We start from the raw sequence: 25841 nt of genomic DNA, 5'->3' as shown, positions 1-25841 counted from the left end.
GTTTTCCTTTCTCTTTGCTAGATAAGGAAGGAAAAAATATATCCTTCCCCAAGTTCAGTGAACCCTGCACCACTACTATTAACTGGTCAATGATCGTAATAAATTTTTATAATCACTGCGGATTTCGGTATCAGCATCAACCAGTTCTTTCACCTTACGACAGGCATGAAGCACTGTTGTGTGATCGCGGCCACCGTAGGCATCACCTATTTCAGGCAAACTATGGCTGGTTAACTCTTTAGACAAAGCCATGGCTATCTGGCGAGGTCTTGCCACTGAACGACTGCGCCGCTTGGATAAAATATCGGAAATCTTGATTTTATAATACTCAGCCACCGTTCTCTGGATATTATCAATACTCACCTGCTTATCCTGAAGCGCCAGAAGATCTTTCAGGGACTCCCTAATCAAGTCAATATCAATTTTCCGCCCCATGAAGTGAGCACTTGCTATCACTCTTTTCAGTGCGCCTTCAAGCTCACGAACATTGGAACGAATACGTTGAGCAATAAAAAAGGCCGCTTCATGAGGCAGCTCAACTTTTTGCTGGCTGGCTTTTTTCATCAAGATAGCAACGCGGGTTTCCAACTCGGGAGGCTCGACAGCAACCGTAAGGCCCCAGCCAAAGCGGGATTTCAAACGCTCCTCAACACCACTGATTTCTTTCGGGTAACGGTCGCAGGTAAGAATCATTTGCTGACCCCCTTCAAGCAACGCATTAAAGGTGTGGAAAAACTCTTCCTGGGAACGCTCTTTACCGGCGAAAAACTGAATATCATCAATCAGCAGGGCGTCAACGGAACGATAATAGCGTTTAAAGTCATTGATAGCATTTAACTGTAACGCTTTGACCATATCAGCAACAAAGCGCTCAGAATGTAAATAAACAACTCTGGCGTTACGGTTTTGTTTAACCAGAGAGTTACCCACAGCATGCATAAGGTGGGTTTTCCCCAGTCCTACACCGCCATATAGGAACAATGGGTTATAAGCAGCCCCGGGATTTTCAGCCACCTGTCGTGCAGCTGCCAGGGCCAGTTGGTTGGATTTACCTTCAACAAATGTTTCAAAGGTAAACTGAGTATTGAGTGAACTGTGATGCTTGATTGACCCTTCTACTTCAACCTCTCGAATAGTAGCCTCACTTTCTTCAACCGTCTCATGAGCAACGTCTCCATCGATAATCTCCTTCAAAGGATTAATTTTCCTTTGAATGACCGGTTTCTCGGTGGTGGAAGGGGCTTCCCCAGCGGTATCACCGGATACTGACAGAGAAGATACCAACTCATGAGTCACAGCCGCTTTTTCTAGAGGCTTTACTTCTGCTTTTGGTTTATTAGAAACAGCTCTGTTCACAGGAGCAGTTCGCTTACTAAGAGATCTTGGTCGTCTATTTGAAACCGCCAAGGCGACAGCTGGAGCATGATCTTCAGAAATATCTTCCAGTATCTCCTCGATCCTGGGTAGAAATTTTTCCTTTACCCAGTCAGCAACAAAGCGATTTGGCGCTAAAAGACAAAGATCATGATCATCCCCCATCACCTTAAGAGGGCGAATCCAAGTATTAAACTGCTGTGAGGACAGCTCGTCCTGAAGAAGGTCCACACATTTTTGCCAGAGCTCTAGAGGCACAGGCTTTCTCCTGAATACGGATGAAGCGGAAGTCAGTCAGCCTGCCTGCTGAAGGACTTCTCGATAGGCAGGGAAACTATTTATTGTATCCTTTCTCAATAAAGTTATCCACACCCTAACCCATTACACTTAACAAGTTAAAATACCTTATATAATTCAGATAGTTACAAATACTTAGCGCTAATTTTCATGGGTGTTTCAAGATTTTTTCCTTGTTGTGGATAAACCTGTATATATCTTATGGAAAAACATTGTATTTAGCTGTTAATAACCTGTGTTAAAACCCCCTCTGTGGATAAGGTATCGAATTACACACAAAAAATCCCCAAAAGAACAACAGGTTAGTGACGTTTTTTCTACAAGCTAATACACAAGGGCAAGGCTTAGGGCAACAGGCGAAAAGCCTAGTTATCCACAGATAAAGGGGTCAGTAATAATAACTTCATATACAAAACAAAAAACAAATATACTAAGATTTTTATTTTATTCACAAATGCCCATAGTAAAAAAAACATATTGTATTTTGCCCTACCCAAGTCCATGGAAAACACAGAAGCAAAATATTTTTACAGCAAAGATTGATTTTATCATTTAGTCTTATTCACAGGGTTAAACAGGGTATTCTTTACTAAAACCAATACTGGACTGTAACTAAAATAAAAGGTCTTACCCCTAACTGTGGACAATCTTGACAAATGCAAATTGACGCTAATCTGCCAATTTCTTAGAATGCCTATCTTTTGTAACCACGTAAAAGACGGTAATAGTCATGAAGAGAACTTTTCAGCCAAGCAACCTGAAGCGCAAGCGTGATCACGGATTCCGCGCACGCATGGCAACCAAGAACGGCCAGCAGGTTATCAAGCGTCGTCGTGCTAAAGGTCGCAAGCGCCTGACAGCCTGATTACTAGGCTGATTAAAGTGGGTTTTGCTTTTGGCCGTGATAAACGGCTTGGCTCAGCGGCCGAGTTCAAACAGGTTTTCGATAGAACGGATATCAAGGTATCGTGCAGACAGCTGTTGATACTTGCAAAAGTTGGCAAACAGGAAAACCCCAGGTTAGGTCTTGTTGTTGCCAAAAAAAATATCCGTCATGCTGTTAGCCGAAATCGTGCCAAACGACATATACGGGAATCCTTTCGTCTCAGCCAGAGCAGACTGGATCATCTTGATGTTGTTGTATTGGTTCGTAGAGGCTTTGGTGAGCTCGAAGACAGCGAAATGAACAGATTGCTGGCCAGACAGTGGCTAAAACTGAGTCAGCGTCTGGAAGCCTGGAAGGCCTCCCACTAAGCAGACCTTCCGTTAAAAGTTCTTCCAGTACCAATATGACTAGCCTGTTGATGCAGAAGGTGGCGCCTTCTGCGCCAATAATACCCTGAAAACTGAATTATTCATGTAGCTGAACTTGAGGAAGTGGCCAAATTGGCAAATCTGGCCCTAACTTACTGGCAGTTAACAACAACATTCAGGCATTACAGGCACTCTATGGCCAAACTTTTAAACGTGCCCAGGTTCCTGTTAACCGGGCTGATCAAACTCTATCGTTACTGCATCAGTCCGCTGATGGGCGGGCGTTGTCGCTTTTATCCCACCTGCTCAGCCTATGCTCTGGAAGCCCTTGATCGTCATGGTTTGCTGAAGGGCAGTTTCCTTACCGTAAAACGGTTATTATGCTGCCACCCCTGGCACCCGGGAGGCTTTGATCCAGTACCGGAACGCCCAGACGGGCTTCACCAGACACAATCTGACAATCATACATATCAACCCGTATCTGTGGCCCGTAAATCATGGATTTGCAAAGAACACTCCTGATAGGTGCCCTTGCCATTGTTGGTGTATTCACACTACGACAGTGGAATGAGGACTATAATCAGGTCAGACCGACAAGTGATACAGTTGTTTCGACTGTCACATCTGCCCATAGCGGATCAGACATTCCAACAATTAATACTGGACCGCTAAGCGATAATGGTATAGCCCAACCTTCTACCGAACTGATCAAGGTAAAAACAGACACCTTTGATGTGGATATTGATCCGGCCGGTGGAGATATTGTTGGGCTTTCTCTACCAGAGTATCCGGCGTGGCTCCCTAAAGAAGGCGAAAAATCCCAGTCTTTCCAGCTGATGGTTAATCAGCCAGGCTGTTCTGGTGATAAAACCTGTGTGTATACCGCTCAAAGTGCCTTGGTTAAGGTTGATGGCCCTGATAGCAATAATCAGCGGGCAGTCTACAGCGTAGAGAAACAACAGTATGAGCTGCCCAATGGGCAAAACCAGCTGGTTGTTAATCTCCAACGCAAAGACGGTGATGTTGATATTACCAAACGCTACACCTTTGAGCGTGGCAGCTATGAGATCAGAGTGGATTATCTGGTCAAGAATAATAGTGGCCAGGTTTGGAGAGATCAGTTTTATGCCCAGCTGAAGCGTGATGGCTCACAAGATCCCAGCAAGGCTAACTCCCATGCTCCCATGAATACTTACCTGGGTGCAGCCGTTCGCTCTGGAGATCAGCCCTACCATAAATTGCCCTTTGATGATTTCAAAAAAGAGAAATTTGATGAAAGAGTCAACGGGGGCTATGCTGCCATGCTCCAACATTACTTTGTTAGTGCATGGGTACCTGATCAAAAGACATCCCATAATTACTTCACAAATGAAAGCCGTGAAGGCAATTACTATTTTGTAGGCTTTTACGACGATGCTCTTGTAGCTGCTCCGGGAGAAACAGCGACAACGGGTGCAACGCTTTATGCTGGACCCAAGCTCCAGAAAAAACTGGAGTCTTTAGCTGACGGTTTACAGTTAACAGTAGATTACGGTGTTCTATGGTTCCTTGCCCAGCCTCTGTTCAAGTTACTACACCTGATTCAGGCTATTGTGGGTAACTGGGGATGGTCCATTATTCTTTTGACCGTGCTGGTTAAAGGTGTCTTCTACCCGCTAAATGCTACCAGCTTCCGTTCCATGGCCAAGATGCGCAAGTTGGGACCAAAGATGCAGTCGCTGAAAGAGCAGCACGGAGACGATCGCCAGAAGATGTCTCAGGCGATGATGGAGTTGTACAAGAAGGAAAAGGTAAACCCCATGGGGGGTTGTTTACCCATTCTGGTGCAAATGCCTGTATTTATCTCCCTGTACTGGGTATTGCTGGAGTCCGTTGAACTGCGTCAGGCGCCCTGGTTAGGATGGATTCAGGATCTTTCACAGATGGATCCCTATTTCATCTTGCCTTTGATCATGGGTGCCTCCATGTTTGCTCAGCAGCTGCTGAACCCGACACCGCCGGATCCTGTTCAGGCGAAGGTAATGAAGCTGATGCCCGTTATCTTTACTTTCTTCTTCCTGTGGTTCCCCTCAGGGCTGGTTCTGTACTGGGTGACCAATAACGTGCTGTCTATTATTCAGCAGTACTTTATTACCCGTAAGATAGAAGCAGGTGGTGAGCTGAAAAAGGCATAGGCCATCGGTGATCCAATATAAAAAAGCGAGCTGAATGCTCGCTTTTTTATTGCCTGCTTTTCAGTAATGGCGCAGGTCTCAATGATAATGTAGTCTATGGCGCTATTTTCAAAATATACTGTGTAACATCCGCTCATGACCGATTTCACCGCTATTCATAAGGATACTATTGCTGCTCAGGCTACTGCTCCGGGAAGGGGTGGAGTTGGTATTATCCGGGTATCTGGCCCTGATGCTATAAAAGTGGCTGAGGAAGTCCTCAGGGTGCCTCTGAAGCCTCGTTATGCACACTACGGTGTCTTTCATGGGCATGAAGGGGAAACCCTGGATGAGGGGATTGCACTGCTTTTCCCGGGGCCTAACTCATTTACTGGAGAAGATGTTCTGGAGCTACAGGGACATGGCGGCCCCGTGGTGATGGATTTGCTGCTGAGGAGGATACTGGCCCTTGGGGTGCGACAGGCAAATCCGGGAGAATTCTCGGAACGGGCGTTTCTTAATGACAAAATGGATTTAACCCAGGCAGAAGCCATTGCCGACCTTATTGATAGCACATCAGAGCAAGCTGCCCGTTCAGCACTTCGTTCCTTACAGGGGGCATTTTCCAAACGTGTCAATACATTGGTAGAAGCCCTTATACAGTTGAGAATTTATGTTGAGGCAGCCATCGACTTTCCTGAGGAAGAGATAGATTTTCTGGCGGATGGCAAGGTGACCAGTGATTTATCCAACCTGATTGCCAGCTTGGATGCTGTAGTGGCTGAGGCTAGCCAGGGAGCGATTCTCAGAGAAGGAATGACGGTGGTTATCGCTGGACGACCAAATGCAGGTAAATCAAGCCTCCTGAATGCTCTGGCTGGAAGAGAAACAGCGATTGTCACGGATATTGCCGGAACAACACGCGACGTACTAAGAGAGCATATTCATATTGATGGAATGCCACTTCACATAATAGATACAGCCGGCCTACGGGATACAGACGACAAAGTTGAGCAAATTGGAGTGGAACGGGCGTTTAAAGAAATAAAAGACGCTGACCGAGTACTCCTTATAACAGATGGGACATTAACTGACTCATCAGCCCCCCATGATATTTGGCCTGATTTTGCTGACCGCTTGCCATCCCGGTCAAAGCTTACAGTTATTCGTAATAAAATTGATTTAACGGGAGAGAAGCCCACAGATGTTGTGGAGAACGGGGTTCCTGTATTTAAGCTAAGCGCGGCTGAAGAGAGTGGCTTGGATAGGCTGAAGGAACACTTGAAACAATGTATGGGCTTTGAAGGTGCTTTGGAAGGTGGATTTTCTGCTCGCAGAAGGCACCTTGATGCTTTACACCGGGCAAGGGATATTCTGGAAAATGGCCAGATGCAACTGGAGTGCATGGGAGCAGGGGAACTTCTGGCTGAAGATTTGCGTCATGCCCAAAAGGCCTTGGGGGAAATCACCGGAGAGTTTAGTAGTGATGATTTATTAGGAAGAATTTTCTCATCGTTCTGTATAGGAAAATAGGTTGTTGTTGATAACTATGCAAAGGGATTTTTCCCTTTGCATAGTTATCAACAGTTTTTTTTATCGAATTTATTTTCTAATCGTTAAAGTCATTATTTAAATATTAATTTTATCCACAGGTCGCACTAAATTGCACGACGATTTAGTTTTTATTAGTGTTAAGCGGCAATTACTGTTTAATTTAACGGTATTAAATATGCTATATAACTATAGTAATAATAATTTATTATTTTATAAAAATATATAAACACTGTTTATTAAACAATTGACGTATTTATAATAATACTCTTAACCGGGACGTTTAATTGAATGGATATTTTCTATGCATGATGTATTTATGAAATACAGTTGAGTTGATGGTGTTTTATTTGATCTATGGAGAGCGATCATACCAGTTGCATAGCCTAGCTATGTTTACGTTATTGTGCTTACACTGCCCATCAGCACTGCATTGTAACTCCTTGCAATAATCAGGAGACAAGTATAATCCGGAAGGGTGAAAGTCTCATATTGACCACAACTAAACACTGCCACCTTTCTCAGGGAATGGTATGACATTGCTTGTAGCAGCCTTGGTGACTTTCTCGCAATAAGTTGCAGCAAATAACTTCCAGCCATTTTCAAACCAGTGGCTCTGAACTAATGACCGAAGCGTCAATATGCCCTGACCACCCGGATTTCTCCAGCGCATACCTGAGCACTTCATCCGCTGGGTAACCAAGGTTTTACAGGCTGCCTCTACCACACCAGAGCCGATCGGAAGGTTATTCGACAAGTGTTCAGCATAGCGCATACGCTGGCGATTTTTTCTGAAATACTCCAGCTCGGTCTTTAATTTTGAGCGGCGCGGATGCTTTTTATGCTGATAAGCCAGGGCTTTAATAATGCGCTCAACCCCATCAAGTTCCTCTTTGAGGACGTGTCGGTAAGTGACAAACTTTTCTTTGGACTTGATGCTGTTTTCTCCATAAGCCTGGTCAAATGCTTTCTTCAGGTGATCGGCTGCGTGGTAGTAATCAATAACCTCAACACCCGCTGGTAGTTCCCGGGAAAGGTATGACCAGTTGTCCTTGGCGCCATCAGCGACTTTGACCAGTGACAGCTGTGGCTTTTGTCGCAACGCTTCTTGCAATAGTGCTGACAAAGACTGCTTGAGTGTGAGTTTTTTAGTTTCTGGCATTCGTCCTATGCGGACTGTTGATAAACGCTCCCCCTGTTGATCGTAAAACGACAAAGTTCCGCAACTGGCCTCCTTGCAACCTGTTGGCCCTTGAGTCCGTTTGCCTTCAGAAGCGCTCCTGGCTCGCTTTTCTACTCGTTTGCCATCTTTCATGGGCAGCATAACGCCATCCAGGGAGGCGGCTACTGTGACCGCATTGGTGGGCACGTTAAGTTTCTCAATAAGCATCTCTTCAAAAGGCTCACGGTGCTGTTCCCACTGAGTATTAAATTGCCTGGGGAAACGAGCAAGACTGCTTTCTGAGGGAGACATACCTCCCATGAGATCAAGGAGGCTTTTTGCTTCACCGGGAGACATTTGAGCAACAACCCAGGCAGCTTGCTTTGCAGCCCGAGGCGTCCAGAAGCCTTCCACGATCCCGGCTTTCAACTCCATGGGCACGATACACGGCTCTTTGCCGTTACGGTAAAGTGTTCGCATAACCCGGACTGAACCAACCGCTGTCTGGTAGGTTTTATAACTGCGCAACACCTGCTTATAAGTGATCCCGCTGACCTCAATAGCTGGGGTATCAATATCAAGCTCAGCCAGCGCCTCTGCTAAAAAATCTTGCTGAGCTTGATTAAAGAGAGCATTAACGGTCTGCTCAAACTCTTCAAAGTGCCTGATAGGATTGCCAGACTCTCGCAGAGCCTGCAATTGGTGGCCTAACCGTTGAATCGCATCACAAGAAATGGTGGCGGCTTCAGTCCGTAGCTGACATACTTCCATGGGGCGGCCTCTCACTGGCAAGGTGTTGTGTGCTATCAACATCATACCTGTGATTGGCTGCCTTCTGTTTAAGCATTGAAAAAATAGCTGCCTACTACTTTCCCCGGTTGGCAAGCTGAAGAAGCTCGGTCAATTTGAGACTTTCACCCATCCGGAAAATTCAGGATTTAAGAAAGCGTATTTATATAAATAAGAGTAATTATTTATAGATTTTTAATATTCCATTGAATTTTAACTTTCTTTAAGAAAAGTGCTGTGGATAACATTAAAAGCCATTTATTCCTATTCTAATCTAATAGCTTGATTAATATTAAATAATTATATAAATGCATCATTTTTGATTGTGTGGAAAAGCATGTATAAAAACCTACGGGAACTTTGTGGATAAAATGATAATAAATTTTTGTGTGGATATCTCGTGATTTTTCCACAAGTCAGACACAGAAAAATCAATGCTTATACGTAAACAGCAAACACCATTATCCTTTCGATAATTTGCTGATTTAGTTGTGAATAAATCAGTTATCCACAGAAAAGGCGGTCTTTAATATCAATAACAAAAACAATACTACATACTTAAAAGAGAAATATATATTTTATTTCTGACAAATGACTATTTCGGCGATTACCCAGATCAGAACGACTTGTAACCATGAATTTGTGAATAGTGACGCCTGCTAATTTATACAGGAGTGTTATACTTCTGCCTTTTTTACAGCGCGTCAGGTGATTGATTTGGCAGTGGATTTTCCGACCCGGTTTGATGTCATTGTGATTGGGGGAGGGCATGCTGGAACAGAGGCGGCTCTTGCATCAGCTCGTATGGGGGTTAAAACCCTGTTACTAACCCATAATATTGAAACTCTGGGGATGATGTCCTGTAACCCTGCCATCGGGGGGATCGGCAAGAGTCATCTGGTTAAAGAGGTGGATGCACTGGGTGGAGCCATGGCTCTGGCTACTGACAAAGGGGGAATTCAGTTTCGGGTACTGAATGCCAGAAAGGGACCGGCTGTCAGGGCAACCAGGGCTCAGGCGGATCGGTCTCTGTATAAAGCGGCTATCCGTACTATCCTGGAAAACCAGGAGAATCTGTGGATATTTCAGCAGTCAGCGGATGATCTGATTCTGGGGGAAGGTTCTGTCCATAACCAGGTTCGTGGTGTGGTGACTAATATGGGGGTCAGGTTTCTTGCCCCTAATGTAGTATTAACCGCAGGTACTTTCCTGGGAGGCAAAATACATATAGGACTGGATAATCACAGCGGCGGCCGTGTCGGTGATCCCCCTTCCATTGCCCTGGCTGAGCGACTAAGATCCCTTCCTCTCCGGGTAGAACGTCTTAAGACAGGTACGCCACCACGAATTGATGCCCGCTCTGTGGATTTTTCCGTAATGGAATTACAGCCCGGGGATACACCGATCCCAGTGATGTCCTATATGGGCTCTGTGACGGATCATCCTGAACAGGTATGCTGCCATATTACCCATACCAATGAATCCACCCATGAGCTTATCAGAGGCGGTCTGAACCGCTCTCCCATGTTTACTGGCGTGATTGAAGGGGTTGGGCCACGCTATTGTCCATCCATTGAGGATAAAATCACACGGTTTGCTGACAAGGCTTCCCATCAGATATTTCTGGAGCCGGAAGGGCTAAGCACTCATGAGCTTTATCCTAATGGCATTTCCACCAGTCTTCCCTTTGATGTACAAATTAATCTGGTCCGATCTATCCGGGGGCTGGAGAATGCCCATATTACCCGTCCGGGTTATGCCATAGAGTATGACTACTTTGATCCCAGGGATTTGCACTACTCACTGGAAACTAAAGCGATTGGCGGTTTGTTCTTTGCCGGGCAAATCAATGGCACCACCGGTTATGAAGAAGCGGCAGCTCAGGGACTGTTGGCGGGCCTTAATGCGGCTTTACGTGCCCAGGATAAAGAGAGCTGGTGCCCACGACGGGATGAGGCTTACATCGGTGTACTGGTGGATGACCTGATTACCAATGGAACCAGTGAACCCTACCGGATGTTTACCAGCCGGGCAGAATACCGGTTGATTCTCAGGGAAGACAATGCGGATCTTCGTCTCACCGAAAAAGGTCGGGAGCTGGGGCTGGTAGGCGATAAACGTTGGGCGGCTTTCTGTGATAAAAAAGAACGTATTGAAAAAGAAGCGGCACGCCTGCGTTCAACCTATATTCAGCCGAACTCTGAGGCCACCAGAAAAATAGAAGCAAAACTGACGAACCCTATTAGCCGGGAGTATAGTTTGCTTGAATTGCTCCGGCGGCCTGAAATGAAGTATTCCGATATTGCCGGGCTTTCCGGAGAGCCTGAGACTAATCCGCAGGTTACTGAGCAGGTGGAGATCCAGACAAAGTATCAGGGATATATTGATCGGCAGACAGATGAAATTGAACGACTAAGACGGTATGAAAATACCCGTATTCCTGAGGACCTGGATTTTAAAAAGATCAAGGGGTTATCCAATGAGATACGGCAGAAGCTGTTGGAGCATAAACCGGAAACGTTGGGTCGGGCATCCAGAATTCAGGGGATGACGCCAGCGGCAGTATCATTATTGCTTATTCATTTAAAAAAGAAGTCGATGGTCGCGTGATAGACTGAAGTTAACTTCAGTATTAAAAATAAAAACGCGCGAAAGCGCGTTTTTATTTTCATAGTGTTATTTGCCCAGTTTTTTACGAATAGCCTGCAAGGTTCTGAGCTGGGCAGCGGCTTCAGCCAGCTGGGTCGCTGCACGGGAATAATCAAATTCACCGCTCTGATTGGATAGCTGCTGCTCAGCTTGACGCTTGGCTTCCTGTGCTGCCGCTTCATCCATATCATCAGCACGAAGCGCTGTATCCGCAAGTACCTTGATCTGGCTAGGCTGAATTTCCAAAAAACCACCTGAGATGTAAAACACCTCTTCAGCACCACCCTGAGTGGTCAGACGAATGGGGCCAGGTCTGAGCTCTGTGAGTAATGGGGCATGACCAGGAGCAACACCCAGATCCCCTAAAGTGCCGGTGGCGATTACCATTTCTACCAGCCCTGAGAAGATCTCCTTCTCGGCGCTGACAATGTCACAATGTACTGTCATTGCCATAGTCTCGTTTACTCCTTCTGGCTTCCTATCAACGTGCTCTGCTGGCAAGTGGTTAACACTGTAAACCAGCAGTACACTGTCGTAAGTAGGAAGGTCAGATGGTTAAAGGGTTTTGGCTTTTTCTACTGCTTCATCAATGGAGCCAACCATATAGAAAGCCTGTTCAGGAAGGTTATCGTATTCACCTTCCAGAATGCCCTTAAAGCCACGAATGGTATCTTTAAGTGGGACATACTTACCTGGGGAACCGGTAAAGACTTCCGCAACAAAGAATGCCTGGGACAGGAATCGCTCAATCTTACGGGCACGGGATACTGTCTGCTTGTCTTCTTCAGACAGCTCGTCCATACCAAGAATAGCAATGATATCCTTCAGCTCTTTATAACGCTGTAACACTGTCTGAACACCACGAGCCACTTCGTAGTGTTCCTGACCAATCACCAATGGGTCCAGCTGGCGGGAGGTGGAGTCCAGAGGGTCAACCGCAGGATAGATACCCTTGGCAGCGATATCACGGCTCAATACGACAGTAGCATCCAGGTGTGAGAAGGTAGTTGCAGGAGAGGGGTCAGTCAAGTCATCCGCAGGTACATATACGGCCTGAATGGATGTGATGGAGCCCTTCTTGGTGGAAGTAATCCGTTCCTGCAGTACCCCCATCTCCTCTGCCAGTGTTGGCTGATAACCTACCGCTGATGGCATACGACCCAATAGTGCAGATACTTCTGTTCCCGCCAGGGTATAACGGTAGATGTTGTCGATAAACAACAGTACGTCACGACCTTCATCACGGAATTTTTCCGCCATGGTCAGGCCCGTCAGTGCTACACGCAGACGGTTTCCTGGTGGTTCATTCATCTGACCGTAAACCAGGGATACCTTATCCAGTACGTTGGAGTCCTGCATCTCGTGGTAGAAGTCGTTCCCTTCACGGGTACGTTCACCCACCCCGGCGAAAACAGAGAAACCGGAGTGCTCAATGGCAATATTCCGGATCAACTCCATCATGTTTACGGTTTTACCTACACCGGCACCACCGAACAGACCTACCTTACCTCCCTTGGCGAAGGGAGCCACCAGGTCGATAACTTTGATGCCGGTTTCCAGCAGTTCGTTACTGGCTGACTGTTCCGCATAGCTGGGTGGCTTACGATGGATAGAGGCGCGCTCTTCCTCACCGATAGGGCCTTTTTCATCAATGGGCTGACCCAGTACATCCATAATCCGGCCCAGGGTTTTAGTACCTACTGGAACCTGAATGGGTTTGCCGGTATTGATGGTCTTAAGACCACGGGCGACACCTTCAGTAGAGCCCATGGCAATAGAACGGACGATACCATCACCCAGCTGTTGCTGGACTTCGAGTACCAGGTCCTTATCTTCAACGCTTAACGCGTCATAGACTTTAGGGACATTGTCCCGGGGAAATTCGACGTCGATGACAGCGCCGATAATTTGGACGATACGACCGCTACTCATAGCCTTGCCTTTTCCTCACCCTTGTTTTTTGTGGCTTTCAAACAACCTCCGGAATCCATTGTTACAATTCAGGATGGTCTGTTTTTTTCCATAGCAGGCTTATACAGCTGCTGCGCCACCGACGATTTCAGAAAGTTCCTGGGTAATAGCAGCCTGACGGGCCTTGTTGTAGACCAGCTGCAAATCATCAATCAGGTTGCCGGCGTTATCGGTTGCACTCTTCATGGCAACCATTCTTGCCGCCTGTTCACAGGCGTTGTTTTCTACCACTGCCTGAAACACCTGTGACTCGATATAACGGACCAACAGACCATCCAATAGCTGTTTGGCATCGGGTTCGTAAATATAGTCCCAGGGCTTATTCAGTGATTCATCTTCATCAGGTACCAGTGGCAGAAGTTGCTGTACCAGCGGCTTCTGGGTCATGGTATTGATAAATTCGTTGTGAACCACAAACAGACGATCAATTCGTCCCTTTTCATAGCTGTCCAGCATGACTTTTACCCCACCGATCAGGTCGGCAATATTTGGGGTATCACCAATTTGGGTCATGGCTGCAACCACATTTCCACCGTAATTGCGGAAAAAAGAAACAGCCTTGCTGCCAATCAGGCAAAGATCGATTTCAGCACCCTTATTCCGCCAGGCCGACATGCTTTCAATGGTTTGTTTGAACAGATTGATATTCAAACCACCACAAAGCCCCCGGTCGGTAGCAACAACAATAAAACCGACCCGTTTGACGTCCCGTTCAGTCATAAAGGTGTGTTTGTACTCAGCGTTGGCATGGGCAACATGACCAACTACCTGGCGAATACGCTCTGCGTAGGGTCGGCTGGTTTGCATCCGATCCTGGGCTTTGCGCATTTTACTGGCCGCTACCATTTCCATGGCATTGGTGATTTTTTGAGTACTTTTAATGGACGCAATCTGCGTCCTGATTTCTTTTGCGCCTGCCATAGTGTAATCCTCAGCTGCAAGCTTCAGGCTGCAAGCAATAAAACCTGCAGCTGAATGACTTGTTGCTTCTTACCAGCTCTGGGTGGCTTTGAACTTCTCGATAAGCTCTTTAAGGCTCGCCTCAATTTCGCCATTGTAATCACCGGTATTATTAATCTGGGCCATCAGCTCAGAATACTCGGCATTGGCAAAACTCAGCAGGGCAGCCTCAAAGTCACCAATCTTCTTCAGCTCCACATCTTCCAGATACCCTTTTTCAGCCGCATAAATCACCACGCCCATTTCTGCTACAGAGAGAGGTGCGTACTGTTTCTGCTTCATCAGCTCGGTTACCCGAACACCATGCTCAAGCTGTTTACGAGTGGCCTCATCAAGGTCTGACGCAAACTGGGCAAATGCCTGGAGTTCACGGTACTGAGCCAGGGCGAGACGAATACCCCCACCGAGCTTCTTGATGATCTTGGTCTGCGCTGCACCACCTACCCGGGATACAGAAATACCGGCGTTCATTGCCGGGCGGATACCCGCATTAAACAGGTCTGTTTCCAGGAATATCTGACCATCGGTAATGGAGATTACGTTGGTGGGTACGAATGCAGATACGTCACCCGCCTGGGTTTCGATGATCGGCAGTGCTGTTAATGAGCCTGTCTGGCCTTTTACCGCACCATTGGTCAGCTTTTCCACATGATCCGCATTAACACGGGCAGCACGTTCAAGCAGACGGGAGTGCAAATAGAAGACATCGCCAGGATAGGCTTCACGACCGGGTGGACGACGCAGCAACAGGGAAATCTGACGATAAGCCCATGCCTGCTTGGTCAGGTCATCATAAATGATAAGCGCATCTTCGCCACGGTCACGGAAGTACTCTCCCATGGAACAACCGGCAAAAGGAGCCAGATATTGCATAGCGGCAGGATCTGCGGCACCGGCTGCTACTACAATGGTGTGATCCATGGCGCCATGTTCTTCAAGCTTGCGAACAACGCCCGCAATAGACGACTGCTTTTGTCCAATGGCAACATAGATACACTTAATACCAGAGCTTTTCTGGTTGATGATGGCATCAATAGCTAGCGCACTCTTACCGGTCTGACGGTCGCCGATGATCAGCTCTCGCTGGCCACGACCGATAGGAACCATGGAGTCCACAGACTTATAACCGGTTTGAACCGGTTCATCTACGGACTGACGGGCAATTACTCCCGGCGCTACTTTTTCAATAGGAGAGGTTTCAGCGCTCTCGATTGGGCCTTTTCCATCAATAGGGTTGCCCAATGGGTCCACGACGCGGCCCAGAAGTTCAGGGCCAACCGGTACTTCCAGAATTCGGCCAGTACATTGTACGGTCTGGCCTTCTGCAAGATGACCGTAGTCGCCTAATACTACAGCACCAACGGAGTCTTGCTCCAGGTTCAGTGCCATACCGTATACACCGCCAGGGAATTTAATCATTTCCCCATACATGACATCTGCCAGGCCATGTATACGAACAATACCGTCAGTAACACTGACGATGGTGCCCTCATTTTGGGCTTCACTGGACATATCAAGTTGCTCAATACGAGTCTTGATGATGTCGCTGATCTCGGAAGGATTCAGTTGCTGCATAGCTTACCTGCCCAGTTTACCTTGAAAATACAGATGTCATTGTTGTTGGTACACGCTCCGTATTTTCTTGGCGCATGGCTGTTTGTACTCAGGAAATCATCGCATCGGCCAGCTTTGTCAGCCGGGCCCGGAGGCTACCATCTATGACCAGGTCACCCGCCTTGATAATGACACCGCCGATCAGATCTTTGTCTACCTGGGTATTTAGTTTGACACTGCGTCCCAGGCGAGTTTCTACTTTTTTCGCCAAAATACTCAGCTGATCTTCAGACAACGGAAAGGCTGAGGTGACACTCACATCCTGGGAGCGCTCTTCCTCTGCTTTTAATTGCTCAAACAGTGAGTGAATTTCTGGCAGAAGTGGAATTCGCCGGTTCTCTGAAAGAACACGGATAAAATTTTCCACGTCACTGCTCAGGCTTCCCTCACAGATGGCAAGAAAAGCATTTGCCTGCTGTTCACCCGTTAACGATGGTTTGGTTAATAACAGGTCAACACTGTCTTGGCGGGCAACATCAGCACACAATAAAAGCATGCCAGCCCACTCAGAGAGTTGACCTGCTTGCTTTGCATGTTCAAATGCAGCCCGCGCATAGGGACGGGCACAGGTGGTCAATTCCATGGAAACACTCCTTTACAGCTGAGCGGCCAGGTCGTCGACCAGTCGGCTGTTGGCAGCTTCGTTGAGCTGTTCGCCAAGTATCCTCTCGGCACCGGCAACAGCAAGGGCTGCCACCTGGGAGCGCAGGGCTTCACGGGCGCGATTGGCTTCCTGTTCGATTTCTGCTTCAGCTGCGACTTTCAGGCGAGCGCCCTCTTCACGGGCCTGTTCTTTAGACTCGTCAATGATTTGGGTGGCACGCTTGTTAGCCTGGTCAATAATTTCCTGAGCCTGAGCCCGGGCTTCACGCAGCTGAGCACTGGCTTTTTCCCGAGCCAGATCAAGATCCTTTTGTGCTTTTTCAGCGGCAGCCAGGCCATCGGCAATTTTCTTTTGTCGATCGCTCAGAGCCTGCATCAGCGGTGGCCACACGTACTTCATGCAGAACCACACGAAGACGGCAAATGCGATGCTCTGACCGATCAGGGTTGCATTAATATTCACGCCAACACCTCTCGCTTCAGTTAATGGTTACACGAGCTAATGGTTTCAAAAGCTCCGAGCTTAGGGCTACGAGCGAAAGAGCTCCCAATGCTCGTAGCTCACGGCTACTCATTAACTTCGGCCTTACTTCACCAGATCCAGGAATGGGTTGGCGAAGGTGAAGAACAGTGCAATACCTACACCGATCATGGTTACGGCATCCAGCAGACCTGCGACGATGAACATCTTAACCTGTAGCATAGGTACCATTTCTGGCTGGCGAGCAGCACCTTCCAGGAATTTACCACCCAGCAGTCCAAAGCCGATCGCAGTACCCAGGGCACCAAAACCAATTAGCAGAGCAACTGCAACAGCGGTCAGACCAACTACCAAATCCATATTTCCTCTCCCGAGTATGTCGTCTTGTGTGATAAATCAGAAAAAGTTGTAAACAACTATGGTCATATAATAAGGGCCTGGAATGAACTCCAGGGAAACGCAGGACTTATATTTTCAGGTATAAGCCCTACAACTTCATGGTCCCTAGTGATCTTCATGGGCCAGACTCAGGTATACAATGGTCAGCATCATAAAAATGAATGCCTGCAAAGTAATAACCAGAATATGGAACACCGCCCAGCCAAAGTGCAGAGGTAATTGGAAATACCCTACCATGGCTATAAGGATGAAGATCAGCTCACCCGCATAGAGGTTACCAAACAAACGCAAGGCCAAAGAAATTGGCTTGGCCAGCAGGGTAACGGATTCCAGCAGGAAGTTTACGGGGATCAACAGAGCCTGCACAGCCTTGTTAGGGCTGTTAAATGGATGCAGTGTTAACTCTCCGATAAATCCACCAATGCCTTTTACCTTGATCGAGTAAAATATAATTAACGCGAACACAGTAAGAGACATGCCCAGTGTTATGTTCGGATCGGTACTCGGAACTATTTTCATGTGGGGGATCCCTGCGGCACCTGCAAGGCCTGGAATCCAGTCAACTGGAACCAGATCCATAAGGTTCATAAAGAACACCCACACAAAAATAGTCAGAGCCAGAGGGGCTATCAGTGGATTCTTACCATGGAATGTATCCTTGACGCTGCCGTCAACGAATTCCACGACACTCTCGATGGCATTTTGCAAGCCACCGGGAACACCACTGGTTGCCTTTTTGGCTACCGAACGGAACAAAACAATAAACACCAGTCCGAGAAATACCGACCAGAACAGGCTATCCAGGTGGAAGGCCCAGAATCCCATGGCTTTAGCTTCCGCACTGCCATGGGCTATAGTCCAAATCGGGTCAGTTAGCACTGAACCATCGTATCTCTCGAATCCTGCAGGCAGCTTGCCGAACGTCAGGTTCTGCAAGTGATGCACGATATATTCAGATGCAGTCAGATTTTCGCTTGCCATGGCTTTTCCTGTACACCATCAGTTTTTTATCAGCAAAGGCGTTAACCAGTTAATCGATTGAACCACTGCAAAAGCACCAAAGAGTGCTAGTGGCTCAATCGGCTTTACCAGTGTGAAAACCAACACGAATGCGATGATGGTTAAAACAAACTTGCCAGCTTCTCCCTGGTAAAAAGAGCTTGCGATTTGCTTCGCAGCACTGGCACCCCTGTAACGAAATGCCCTCCAGATCAGAAAGGCATTCGGAATGCTACAGCAAAGCCCCCCCATAAAGGCGGACACAGCAGTATTGATACTAACAGGTAAAAGTATCAGAGACAGAAGTAGTGTTAAGACAAACTGTGCAACTGACACTCTGTGCATAGCCGGTTTGCGAAGGTGAGGGTGTTGCCCTCTACTTTCATAGAATCCGGCCTGTTGCTGCAGGTACTTCTTGCTGAATTGCCAGAATTTAACTTCGGACATATGTTCGCTGTTTATCGTTGCCAACCATTCTGCTCTTGTACGATTACACCAGTCAAGCAGGTCTGGTGCTGACCCAGTCCTGCTAAATCAGCTAGACCCTGAAATGTACAAGGCTACTGTAACTCTTACACACATCCATTGCTGGCCGTATGTAAAAACCTGGAATCATATACGAGGGAGTCGCGATTGTACGTAAAAGAGTCAACAATACAATCGTTCAATAAAGAAACACACAAAGAGCTATTTATTAACTTTATTTCGACTCCCTGGTGCGCGTCAGTATATTAGTAGTAATACCTATAAATCAACCGGTTGTTGAGGTGTTAATCACCTAATTTTACTGGTGAAAATAACTAAACACCCATGGTTGTTGACTTAATAGGAACTTTATTACCAATATCCCTTGGAATTACCAATTGCCGCAGCATAAGGTATCGCAGAAGTTAATAAATATAACGACCCCCGATTATACAGCAGAGGCCATTCACTAATACCAGTTATCTATGGTTTTTATAACTTAAGATAAATTCCGAGAATTTTTTTATTACACCACTACGGTATTTATGTTTATGCATAATTAGATAGAAGTGTCGTTTTAGAGCCAGGTCTTTCACGTTGATAGTGGCCAGGTCATTTTTGCGCAAAGCTCGCCATACGGCCAGACGGGAAAGACAGGCGATGCCCTGGCCATCAGCAGCAGCCTGTTTGATGGCTTCGGCGCGGTTTAATACCATTTTCACTTTGGGTTCACCTAACCGGGTAGCGATAACTTCATCGAATACTTCCCGGGTACCTGATCCAGACTCTCTCAACAACCAGGGATCATCTGCCAGTTCGTTCAGGCTGACATCATCTTTATTCGCAAGAGGGTGTGATGGATGGCAAACGATAACCAGTTCATCACTCCGCCATGTTTTCACTTCAATATCAGGGTGTAGACAAATACCTTCAACCACAGCCATATCAATTTCAAAGCCTAGTAATCGCTGTTCTATCTGACGAGTGTTGTCTACTTTCAGGTCTACACTTATTCCCGGGTTAATATCAGTAAATTCACCAATGATGGCGGGCATCAGGTTATTGCCAACGGTTGAGCTGGAGTTAATGATTAATGAGCCTTCCTGGTAGCAGGCATCCCGTGAAAATTGCTGCTCAATCTCAAGGGCACGATCCATCATTTCACAGGCTTTTGATAGTAAAGCACGACCAGAATCATTTAGACTTAAACACGCCCCCTGGTGCCGATCAAAAAGTGGACCCAAGTGCTTCTCCAGTTCCGATAGCGCCATGCTGGCAGCAGGCTGGGAAATATGAAGGGCTTCAGCGGCAGCTGTAACCCGACCACTCTGGGCGACAGCTCTGAATATTTCAAGCTGGCGCAAAGTGATATGCATGGGGCGTACTCCGTTAAATTTCGCTTGTGCAGGTTTGCTGTATAACTCCCCCAGTCTAGTACTCTGTTTGTCTGGTGTATGGTCAGGCATGCAGGCTATGTGTTATATCCAGCACAAAGAGAAGGGGAGTACTGTGATATCCGGGAAGAAAGTTTACTTTATTCCAGAATGGACAAAAGTACATGTGAGCATTAATACTGCATCAATTGCCAGAAGTCATAAGCAGGGTTGATGGGATGCCAAAATTTTATTGATTATTCACTGGTCAATAGTCACCATATACTGATTTTATTCTTTAGATACCCCTGATTCTTCAGGACGCTTTGAGGAGCAGGTAATGAAAAATTCTTCAATCAATAATTGGATAGAACTGAAGAAGCAGTCCCGTAATTTTGAGACTGTACTAAACTGCAAGCGTATCCTCAGGAAGTCTACACCCTGGAATGATATGGCACTCTTCTTCCGTGAAGCAGACAAACACTTGAAGTAAGACCGAATTTTCTGTACCTGATGTTACCGCAGAAGACGCATTAGACTGCACATATGTGCAGTCTTTTTTTTACTTATTAATTTCTTCTTTTTTCTTCTTTGCTTTCTCAGTTGATATATCCATACTGGGATCTCCCTTCAGTTGATACTGGCAGTGACTGACAGGCATGTTGGTAGAGACTAGTTTTCCATTGACATAACAGACCGCAGATGGGGTTCCACCCCTGTGTACGGGACAAAAATCAGGAAAGCTAGAAAAACCAAGGGGTATGAGCTGACGCCCATGTAGAGTAACCTGTATGGTCTCTAACCTCCGTACAGTTACCGTAGTCGTACATGGAAGACGTCAGCTCATTAGCCCAAGAGCTTAAAGCTCATCTCCCCTGGCATCAAGCCCGGATTATATTTCTTGCCCAGTTCATACTTGCTCTCATAAGGGCACGCTCCTGCAACCTTTGCCGTGTGGCAGAAGAGTTCCAGAGCAAAGCGCTGGAAGACTCCAGCTATCGGCGCATAAAACGATTTTTTTCAGGCTACACATATTGCTATGAGCAGCTCGGACGGTTGATTTTACATTGGCTGAGTCTCACCACCTACACACTCTGCATGGATAGAACTAACTGGAAATTTGGCTCTCATCACGTCAACTATCTGGTGGTTTCAATTGCCTGGCAGGGTGCTGCCATTCCTATCGCCTGGGTATGTCTGGATAAGTCAGGCGGCAACTCTAATACCGCCGAGCGCATAGCCATCATGAAGAGAGTGCTGGCGTTGATCCCGGCAGACAAGATTGATGAACTGCTCGCCGACCGGGAGTTTGTTGGCCGTGATTGGTTTAAGTGGCTGGATGAGCAAGGCATTATCTGTCGGCTTCGAATAAAGGAAGACACTCCTGTTCTTGGTAGCTGTGGTAAAGACATTAATGCCAAACAACTATTCAGGAATGTAAAACTCAATCAGACAGAAACTTGGTTCACCAAGCGTAAAGTATCTGGTGTCTGTTTATATATCGCTGCCAGACGCACGATAAAAGGTCTTTTGATTGTAGTGGCAACGAAGAAACCTGAAACTATGATCGAAGACTATTATAAGCGCTGGTCTATTGAGACTCTGTTTGGCTGCCTTAAAAGCAGGGGATTTGACCTTGAATCGACTCATATGACTGAGCTTGACCGTATGGATAAGCTGATGGGGGTTCTTGCACTGGCATTTGCCTGGTGTCTGATAGCAGGGCATTGGAAATACGGGGAAGCGGAAGGGCTGCCTCTCAATAAGCACTGGCGACCAGCCAAAAGCCTGTTCCGACTGGGGTTGGATATGCTCCGAAGAGTTTTGAAGAATGGATGTTCAAAAAGTGATCAGATTGATTTTCAGATTTTACTTAAAGTTTTGTCCCGTACATAGGTTCCACCCATAGCAAAAGTGAGTGACGTTGTAGCTACTGTAAGACAAGTGGCGATTATTTTTATAATTTTCATTATTGCTTCCTTATTCTGAGACTTTCGCTACTGGTACTATTCCAGAATAGAATCCTAGGCTGTTTGGATTAGTGGTTGTTGTATGGAATTTATATAAAACGACATAAGTTCTATAAACTCAAAAGGCCTTTCCAGCATGGGGCTATGTCCACAGAAAGCTACTTCGTTATAGGTTATTCCGCTATTTTTTTCTGCAAATTCGGACCATTCCTTCCCTGGGGTAATCAGATCATGATCCCCCCAAATAAGTTGAACAGGGCATTCCAGTTGTGCAGCAGCTGATTCAATATCATACTTTCTGCTGATATTGAGCCATTTGATCATCGCTTTCATATTTTCAGGCTGAGAGCAGATTTTCTGGATATCTTCAATGCCTCTTGGGGGAACTTTCTCTATATCATAAAAGACCCTGTTGCCAAGACTTTGAGCGGTTTCCATTGATCCCTTTCTTAAACTATTGAGTGAAACACCGGCGTTTAATTCAACAAGTCCTGGTGAACCACTCATAATCAAACCATCAACGGCTTCTGGGAAGTTACTGGCAAAATCAAGAGCAATCAGGCCGCTCATGGAGTTACCGACTAACACCACAGGTCTGATACCGGATTTTCGATAGAGGCAGTCCTGTAGTAAGTAGGTCATAGTTTGGTTTCAAATAAACTGGATGTTCGGCCAGTACGAGAAATCTACTTCTTGATCTAACGATCAGATAGCTATTGAATGATACATTTACTCTATTATAAAGAGAGTACTGGTCTTTAAATCCCTCTCCCTATGAAGTACGTCACTACAATCACTGATGAAGCTGTTTTATTAACTTTGAAATTCGCCAAACACTACGGACCTCTGAGATGTATAAGGGAAAGAGCCCATAGCCTTTTATTGAGCAATCGTGGCTTTACCCTTGAGCAAATTGCCGAAATACTTGAAATTAGATATCAAACTGCTTCTCAGTGGATTGATGATTGGGAAGAATATGGTATTCGTGCCTTGTACAAGGGGCATGGTGGCGGTAGGCCGTGCATATATGACGAATCCGAAGTGCAACGCATAAAAGAATTAGTGGCTGAAGAGCCTCGTCGCTTATCGTATGTCAAATCCAAGATCGAGGATGAAACCGGTAAATCTTCATCAAAAATTACTCTGGCAAACATTGTAAAAAAGCAGGGCTGGTTTACAAAAGACTCCGTAAATCATGCAAACATAAACGGGACGAAGAGCAATTCCATGACTGTAAAACTGCTCTGAAAGATGCCCAGGAAGCCGAGAGCAAAGGGTTAATCAATTTATTTTATTTTGATGAGTCCGGCTTTACCCAGGAACCTTGTGTGCCATACGGTTGGCAGGAAAAAGGAAAGCAGCTCAGAATACCATCAGTCAAAAGTAAACGCATCAACGTACTGGGGTTTATGAACCGAAGCTGTGAGCTATTTCATTATCCTGTTGTGGGTTCAGTGAATAGCGATACGGTGATTGCGGCCTTTGATGACTTTGCAGAGAAAATGGCAGATGAAAAATACAGCTCAAATGATCGTTACACGGTAGTTATGGTGGATAATGCCAGCATTCACACCAGCAAAAAGTTTTGTGCCAGAATTGATGACTGGATGATTGAAAAGAAATTGCTGGTCTGCTTTCTGCCAACATATTCACCTGAGCTCAACCTGATTGAAATCCTGTGGAGGAAAATAAAGTATGAATGGCTCAACCTCTTGTCAATCAAGAGCTTTGCGGAATTTGAAAAAGAAGTTGAACGGGTGCTTTTTTCATTTGGAGAGGAGTATATGATCTCATTTTCTAATACTGTCCGACTGGATGGTTAAATTATTCGAAAGCAATCTATACACTACTTATAACTTGGGCGCTAGAGAGTCCTCCGCCAAATATCTCGGGAATTGATGGTTCAAGCACTGTAACAGTGTGCCCCTGTTTTCTAAATTCCTGGGCAACAGTATTCCAGATCCAACCCCGGGCAAATAATCCAGGTAAAAATACAATATGACAAGATGTCAGCTATTCCCGTGACATCAATTAAATCACTGCAACAGCAAGGCTTACAGTAAATTCCAAATGGAGTGATTTCGCACAAAATAACGTCTACTTTTGATAGGGATACTTTATCAATGGCTGTCTCTCATGGCTTATCCATTCCAAAAAAGTCGTAAGCATCTTTGTGCAAACAGTTTAATTACTACGATTTCTGAAAGTTATGAGCAAATTCCAGATGTCCGACCAAACAAGGATTCCAGAAAAATAACAATACATGATGCCTCCATGTCCGCTTTTGCCATGATGCATCTCAAGTACCCATCGCTCCTCTCGTTTGAGCGTGATAAAACAGAGCAAGAAGTAAGGCATAACCTTGAGCACCTGTATCAGATAAAAAAACGTGCTCCCTGTGATACCAGTATGCGGGAAATCCTGGATCCAATAGATCCCGTAGAGTTCAAAAAGCCTTTTAAGACATTGCTGTCTAACGTCCAAAGGGGCGGATTACTGAAGGCATTCGAATTTCACTGCGGGAACTTGAAAAATCACTACTTGCTCCCGATCGATGGAACTGGGCTATTTTACTCCTGCAATAATAAAAAACCTTGTCAGGAGTGCTGTACTAAAAATAAGGGAAAGGCCAACGAAGCTCACTACCACCAGTTAATGGCAGCATGCATTGCTCACCCGGATCAAAAAACAGTCTTGCCATTGGCACCGGAAGCCATAGTTTGCCAGGACGGTTCGACCAAAAATGACTGTGAAAAAAATGCCATTAAACGGTTGTTTGCCACCATACGAGAGCATCACCCACGTCTAAAGTTCGTTATTCTTCTGGACAGTCTTTATGCTGACAACCCCACTGTCCAACTGATTAAGAGTTATGGCTGGCATTACATCATTGTCGCGAAAGATGGCAACCATGCCTCGCTGGTTGAAGCGATGGATGAGCTGGATAAAGAAGGAAAAGTTCACCGTGCTGAAAAAGTTAATGAAGAGACTGGAATTAAGTGGTGGTTTCGCTATGCCAATGACGTCAGGCTGAACAAGGCAAAATATGCAGAACAGGTTAATGTGCTTGATTTTGTCGAAACCGATAAAAAAGGTAAACAGCATATCTGGTGCTGGGTGACTGATATTCCGCTTAACGAAGAAACCATAGAACCCGTCATGAAAGGAGGGCGCTGCCGATGGCATATTGAGAACCAGACGTTTAACACCCTGAAAAATCAAGGCTACGATCTCGAACATAACTACGGTCACGGTGAGAAGCACTTAGCCACAAATCTGGCCTATCTGACGATGCTTGCTTTTCTCGTAGATCAAATACAGGAACTGTGCTGTCCCCAGTTTCAGGAAGCTTTAAGAACCCGCTCAAAAGGAGTCCGTATAGCATTATGGAAATGGATACAGGGCTATTTTTTGCATTGGCTGATAAAAACGTGGGAGGGGCTTTTTTACACAGTAACTCATGGTATTGAAGAGAAAAGGGTGATTCCATTCGATACATCATAACCGGCCATATCGTAGCTACGTTCAGGGGTGACATTTTTTCTTTAAAGCTCCGCTTTGTTAATTGGCGGCTCAGTTTTGATCGGCTTCATTATTTTTGCTGCCTTATTGTCAATACCAACGATCATCGACGTTCATCATGCGGGAATAGCTGACAAGATGTCATTAGGTGCTCCATTTCTTTTTTATTTATTATTAGTGAGTAAAGTTGAACTTTTTATGACAGCTTTGTTTCAGTATCGATTTTCCTTAAAAAATCTGCCATTTTCTGATCCT

At 46.0% G+C, this 25841-nt stretch carries 24 protein-coding genes; 11 read left to right on the top strand and 13 right to left on the bottom strand.

All coding sequences use genetic code 11. The annotated features are described in order from the left end of the window. Positions 1-78: 78 nt before the first annotated feature. On the bottom strand, positions 79-1632 hold the full coding sequence (gene dnaA, locus MJ595_RS05290) for a chromosomal replication initiator protein DnaA (RefSeq protein WP_263081430.1): 1554 nt from the start codon (positions 1630-1632) through the stop codon (positions 79-81). A 769-nt stretch (positions 1633-2401) separates the two neighbouring features. Between dnaA and rpmH the strand changes: the two genes are divergently transcribed. The 5 genes from rpmH (at position 2402) to mnmE (ending at position 6611) form a co-directional block, all read left to right on the top strand. After that, on the top strand, positions 2402-2536 hold the full coding sequence (gene rpmH, locus MJ595_RS05285) for a 50S ribosomal protein L34 (RefSeq protein WP_263081429.1): 135 nt from the start codon (positions 2402-2404) through the stop codon (positions 2534-2536). Positions 2537-2553: 17 nt separating this feature from the next. After that, complete coding sequence (rnpA, locus tag MJ595_RS05280; protein WP_263081428.1) at positions 2554-2925, top strand: ribonuclease P protein component; 372 nt, start codon at positions 2554-2556, stop codon at positions 2923-2925. Between the two features lie 195 nt (positions 2926-3120). Beyond that, a complete protein-coding gene (yidD, locus tag MJ595_RS05275; RefSeq protein WP_263081427.1) occupies positions 3121-3447 on the top strand; it encodes a membrane protein insertion efficiency factor YidD in 327 nt (108 codons plus the stop codon). After that, positions 3423-5099, top strand: a complete 1677-nt coding sequence (yidC, locus tag MJ595_RS05270) for a membrane protein insertase YidC (protein ID WP_263081426.1) — start codon at positions 3423-3425, stop codon at positions 5097-5099. Before yidD ends, yidC begins: the two co-directional genes overlap by 25 nt. Before the next feature lie 135 nt (positions 5100-5234). Next, positions 5235-6611, top strand: coding sequence for a tRNA uridine-5-carboxymethylaminomethyl(34) synthesis GTPase MnmE (gene mnmE / locus MJ595_RS05265; protein WP_263081425.1), 1377 nt, complete (start codon positions 5235-5237; stop codon positions 6609-6611). 520 nt (positions 6612-7131) lie between these two features. Here mnmE and MJ595_RS05260 read toward each other — a convergent pair. Next, positions 7132-8607 carry a hypothetical protein gene (locus MJ595_RS05260; RefSeq protein ID WP_263078329.1) on the bottom strand — a complete coding sequence of 492 codons (1476 nt, stop codon included), beginning with the start codon at positions 8605-8607 and terminating at the stop codon, positions 7132-7134. A 696-nt stretch (positions 8608-9303) separates the two neighbouring features. Here MJ595_RS05260 and mnmG point away from each other — a divergent pair. Beyond that, positions 9304-11190 carry a tRNA uridine-5-carboxymethylaminomethyl(34) synthesis enzyme MnmG gene (gene mnmG / locus MJ595_RS05255; RefSeq protein ID WP_263322462.1) on the top strand — a complete coding sequence of 629 codons (1887 nt, stop codon included), beginning with the start codon at positions 9304-9306 and terminating at the stop codon, positions 11188-11190. Positions 11191-11256: 66 nt separating this feature from the next. Here mnmG and MJ595_RS05250 read toward each other — a convergent pair whose 3' ends face one another. The 10 genes from MJ595_RS05250 to MJ595_RS05205 all read right to left on the bottom strand — a co-directional run bounded on the left by MJ595_RS05250 (position 11257) and on the right by MJ595_RS05205 (position 20097). After that, positions 11257-11682, bottom strand: a complete 426-nt coding sequence (locus tag MJ595_RS05250) for a F0F1 ATP synthase subunit epsilon (protein ID WP_263081424.1) — start codon at positions 11680-11682, stop codon at positions 11257-11259. Positions 11683-11784: 102 nt separating this feature from the next. Further along, positions 11785-13161, bottom strand: a complete 1377-nt coding sequence (gene atpD, locus MJ595_RS05245) for a F0F1 ATP synthase subunit beta (RefSeq protein ID WP_263081423.1) — start codon at positions 13159-13161, stop codon at positions 11785-11787. Between the two features lie 99 nt (positions 13162-13260). Then, complete coding sequence (gene atpG, locus MJ595_RS05240) at positions 13261-14121, bottom strand: F0F1 ATP synthase subunit gamma (RefSeq protein ID WP_263081422.1); 861 nt, start codon at positions 14119-14121, stop codon at positions 13261-13263. 69 nt (positions 14122-14190) lie between these two features. Further along, complete coding sequence (gene atpA / locus MJ595_RS05235; protein ID WP_263081421.1) at positions 14191-15735, bottom strand: F0F1 ATP synthase subunit alpha; 1545 nt, start codon at positions 15733-15735, stop codon at positions 14191-14193. A gap of 88 nt (positions 15736-15823) precedes the next feature. After that, positions 15824-16357, bottom strand: coding sequence for a F0F1 ATP synthase subunit delta (locus MJ595_RS05230; RefSeq protein WP_263081420.1), 534 nt, complete (start codon positions 16355-16357; stop codon positions 15824-15826). A 12-nt stretch (positions 16358-16369) separates the two neighbouring features. Next, on the bottom strand, positions 16370-16840 hold the full coding sequence (locus tag MJ595_RS05225) for a F0F1 ATP synthase subunit B (protein WP_263081419.1): 471 nt from the start codon (positions 16838-16840) through the stop codon (positions 16370-16372). 123 nt (positions 16841-16963) lie between these two features. Then, a complete protein-coding gene (gene atpE, locus MJ595_RS05220) occupies positions 16964-17218 on the bottom strand; it encodes a F0F1 ATP synthase subunit C (RefSeq protein WP_263081418.1) in 255 nt (84 codons plus the stop codon). 144 nt (positions 17219-17362) lie between these two features. Then, positions 17363-18238: a F0F1 ATP synthase subunit A gene (gene atpB, locus MJ595_RS05215; protein ID WP_263081417.1), complete on the bottom strand. Its 876-nt coding sequence runs from the start codon at positions 18236-18238 to the stop codon at positions 17363-17365. A gap of 18 nt (positions 18239-18256) precedes the next feature. Then, positions 18257-18703, bottom strand: a complete 447-nt coding sequence (locus tag MJ595_RS05210) for a F0F1 ATP synthase subunit I (protein ID WP_263081416.1) — start codon at positions 18701-18703, stop codon at positions 18257-18259. A gap of 497 nt (positions 18704-19200) precedes the next feature. Next, complete coding sequence (locus MJ595_RS05205; RefSeq protein WP_263081415.1) at positions 19201-20097, bottom strand: LysR substrate-binding domain-containing protein; 897 nt, start codon at positions 20095-20097, stop codon at positions 19201-19203. Positions 20098-20434: 337 nt separating this feature from the next. On the opposite strand from MJ595_RS05205, the gene MJ595_RS05200 reads away from it, so the two are divergent. Both MJ595_RS05200 and MJ595_RS05195 read left to right on the top strand, forming a co-directional pair. Beyond that, entirely contained in the window at positions 20435-20587 is a 153-nt protein-coding gene (locus MJ595_RS05200; RefSeq protein ID WP_263081414.1) for a hypothetical protein, read from the top strand. Positions 20588-20922: 335 nt separating this feature from the next. Further along, positions 20923-21990: an IS4 family transposase gene (locus MJ595_RS05195; RefSeq protein WP_263079463.1), complete on the top strand. Its 1068-nt coding sequence runs from the start codon at positions 20923-20925 to the stop codon at positions 21988-21990. 128 nt (positions 21991-22118) lie between these two features. Here the strand turns inward: MJ595_RS05195 and MJ595_RS05190 are convergent, their stop codons facing one another. Beyond that, complete coding sequence (locus tag MJ595_RS05190) at positions 22119-22706, bottom strand: alpha/beta hydrolase (RefSeq protein WP_263081413.1); 588 nt, start codon at positions 22704-22706, stop codon at positions 22119-22121. Positions 22707-22838: 132 nt separating this feature from the next. On the opposite strand from MJ595_RS05190, the gene MJ595_RS05185 reads away from it, so the two are divergent. The 3 genes from MJ595_RS05185 to MJ595_RS05175 all read left to right on the top strand — a co-directional run bounded on the left by MJ595_RS05185 (position 22839) and on the right by MJ595_RS05175 (position 25568). Then, the gene (locus tag MJ595_RS05185; RefSeq protein WP_263078037.1) at positions 22839-23312 is read left to right on the top strand and encodes a helix-turn-helix domain-containing protein; all 474 of its coding nucleotides are present in this window, start codon (positions 22839-22841) and stop codon (positions 23310-23312) included. Then, positions 23234-23887 (top strand): IS630 family transposase, encoded by a 654-nt coding sequence (locus MJ595_RS05180; protein WP_263322427.1) that lies wholly within the window; start codon positions 23234-23236, stop codon positions 23885-23887. Before MJ595_RS05185 ends, MJ595_RS05180 begins: the two co-directional genes overlap by 79 nt. 313 nt (positions 23888-24200) lie before the next feature. Next, the gene (locus MJ595_RS05175) at positions 24201-25568 is read left to right on the top strand and encodes a transposase (RefSeq protein ID WP_263078002.1); all 1368 of its coding nucleotides are present in this window, start codon (positions 24201-24203) and stop codon (positions 25566-25568) included. The last annotated feature ends 273 nt before the right edge of the window (positions 25569-25841 follow it).

Origin of the sequence: Endozoicomonas sp. Mp262, assembly GCF_025643335.1 — a bacterium.
Classification (GTDB): domain Bacteria; phylum Pseudomonadota; class Gammaproteobacteria; order Pseudomonadales; family Endozoicomonadaceae; genus Endonucleibacter.
This window is presented reverse-complemented; position numbering and strand designations above follow the sequence as displayed.

What these genes read in the sequence shown, in the direction of transcription:
- rpmH (WP_263081429.1), top strand. Translation starts at nt 2,402, where the DNA reads ATGAAGAGAACTTTTCAGCCAAGCAACCTGAAGCGCAAGCGTGATCAC.
- yidD (WP_263081427.1), top strand. Translation starts at nt 3,121, where the DNA reads ATGGCCAAACTTTTAAACGTGCCCAGGTTCCTGTTAACCGGGCTGATC.
- yidC (WP_263081426.1), top strand. Translation starts at nt 3,423, where the DNA reads ATGGATTTGCAAAGAACACTCCTGATAGGTGCCCTTGCCATTGTTGGT.
- mnmE (WP_263081425.1), top strand. Translation starts at nt 5,235, where the DNA reads ATGACCGATTTCACCGCTATTCATAAGGATACTATTGCTGCTCAGGCT.
- MJ595_RS05260 (WP_263078329.1), bottom strand. Translation starts at nt 8,607, where the DNA reads ATGATGTTGATAGCACACAACACCTTGCCAGTGAGAGGCCGCCCCATG.
- MJ595_RS05250 (WP_263081424.1), bottom strand. Translation starts at nt 11,682, where the DNA reads ATGGCAATGACAGTACATTGTGACATTGTCAGCGCCGAGAAGGAGATC.
- atpD (WP_263081423.1), bottom strand. Translation starts at nt 13,161, where the DNA reads ATGAGTAGCGGTCGTATCGTCCAAATTATCGGCGCTGTCATCGACGTC.
- atpG (WP_263081422.1), bottom strand. Translation starts at nt 14,121, where the DNA reads ATGGCAGGCGCAAAAGAAATCAGGACGCAGATTGCGTCCATTAAAAGT.
- atpA (WP_263081421.1), bottom strand. Translation starts at nt 15,735, where the DNA reads ATGCAGCAACTGAATCCTTCCGAGATCAGCGACATCATCAAGACTCGT.
- MJ595_RS05230 (WP_263081420.1), bottom strand. Translation starts at nt 16,357, where the DNA reads ATGGAATTGACCACCTGTGCCCGTCCCTATGCGCGGGCTGCATTTGAA.
- atpE (WP_263081418.1), bottom strand. Translation starts at nt 17,218, where the DNA reads ATGGATTTGGTAGTTGGTCTGACCGCTGTTGCAGTTGCTCTGCTAATT.
- atpB (WP_263081417.1), bottom strand. Translation starts at nt 18,238, where the DNA reads ATGGCAAGCGAAAATCTGACTGCATCTGAATATATCGTGCATCACTTG.
- MJ595_RS05210 (WP_263081416.1), bottom strand. Translation starts at nt 18,703, where the DNA reads ATGTCCGAAGTTAAATTCTGGCAATTCAGCAAGAAGTACCTGCAGCAA.
- MJ595_RS05205 (WP_263081415.1), bottom strand. Translation starts at nt 20,097, where the DNA reads ATGCATATCACTTTGCGCCAGCTTGAAATATTCAGAGCTGTCGCCCAG.
- MJ595_RS05200 (WP_263081414.1), top strand. Translation starts at nt 20,435, where the DNA reads ATGAAAAATTCTTCAATCAATAATTGGATAGAACTGAAGAAGCAGTCC.
- MJ595_RS05195 (WP_263079463.1), top strand. Translation starts at nt 20,923, where the DNA reads ATGGAAGACGTCAGCTCATTAGCCCAAGAGCTTAAAGCTCATCTCCCC.
- MJ595_RS05190 (WP_263081413.1), bottom strand. Translation starts at nt 22,706, where the DNA reads ATGACCTACTTACTACAGGACTGCCTCTATCGAAAATCCGGTATCAGA.
- MJ595_RS05185 (WP_263078037.1), top strand. Translation starts at nt 22,839, where the DNA reads ATGAAGTACGTCACTACAATCACTGATGAAGCTGTTTTATTAACTTTG.
- MJ595_RS05175 (WP_263078002.1), top strand. Translation starts at nt 24,201, where the DNA reads ATGGCTTATCCATTCCAAAAAAGTCGTAAGCATCTTTGTGCAAACAGT.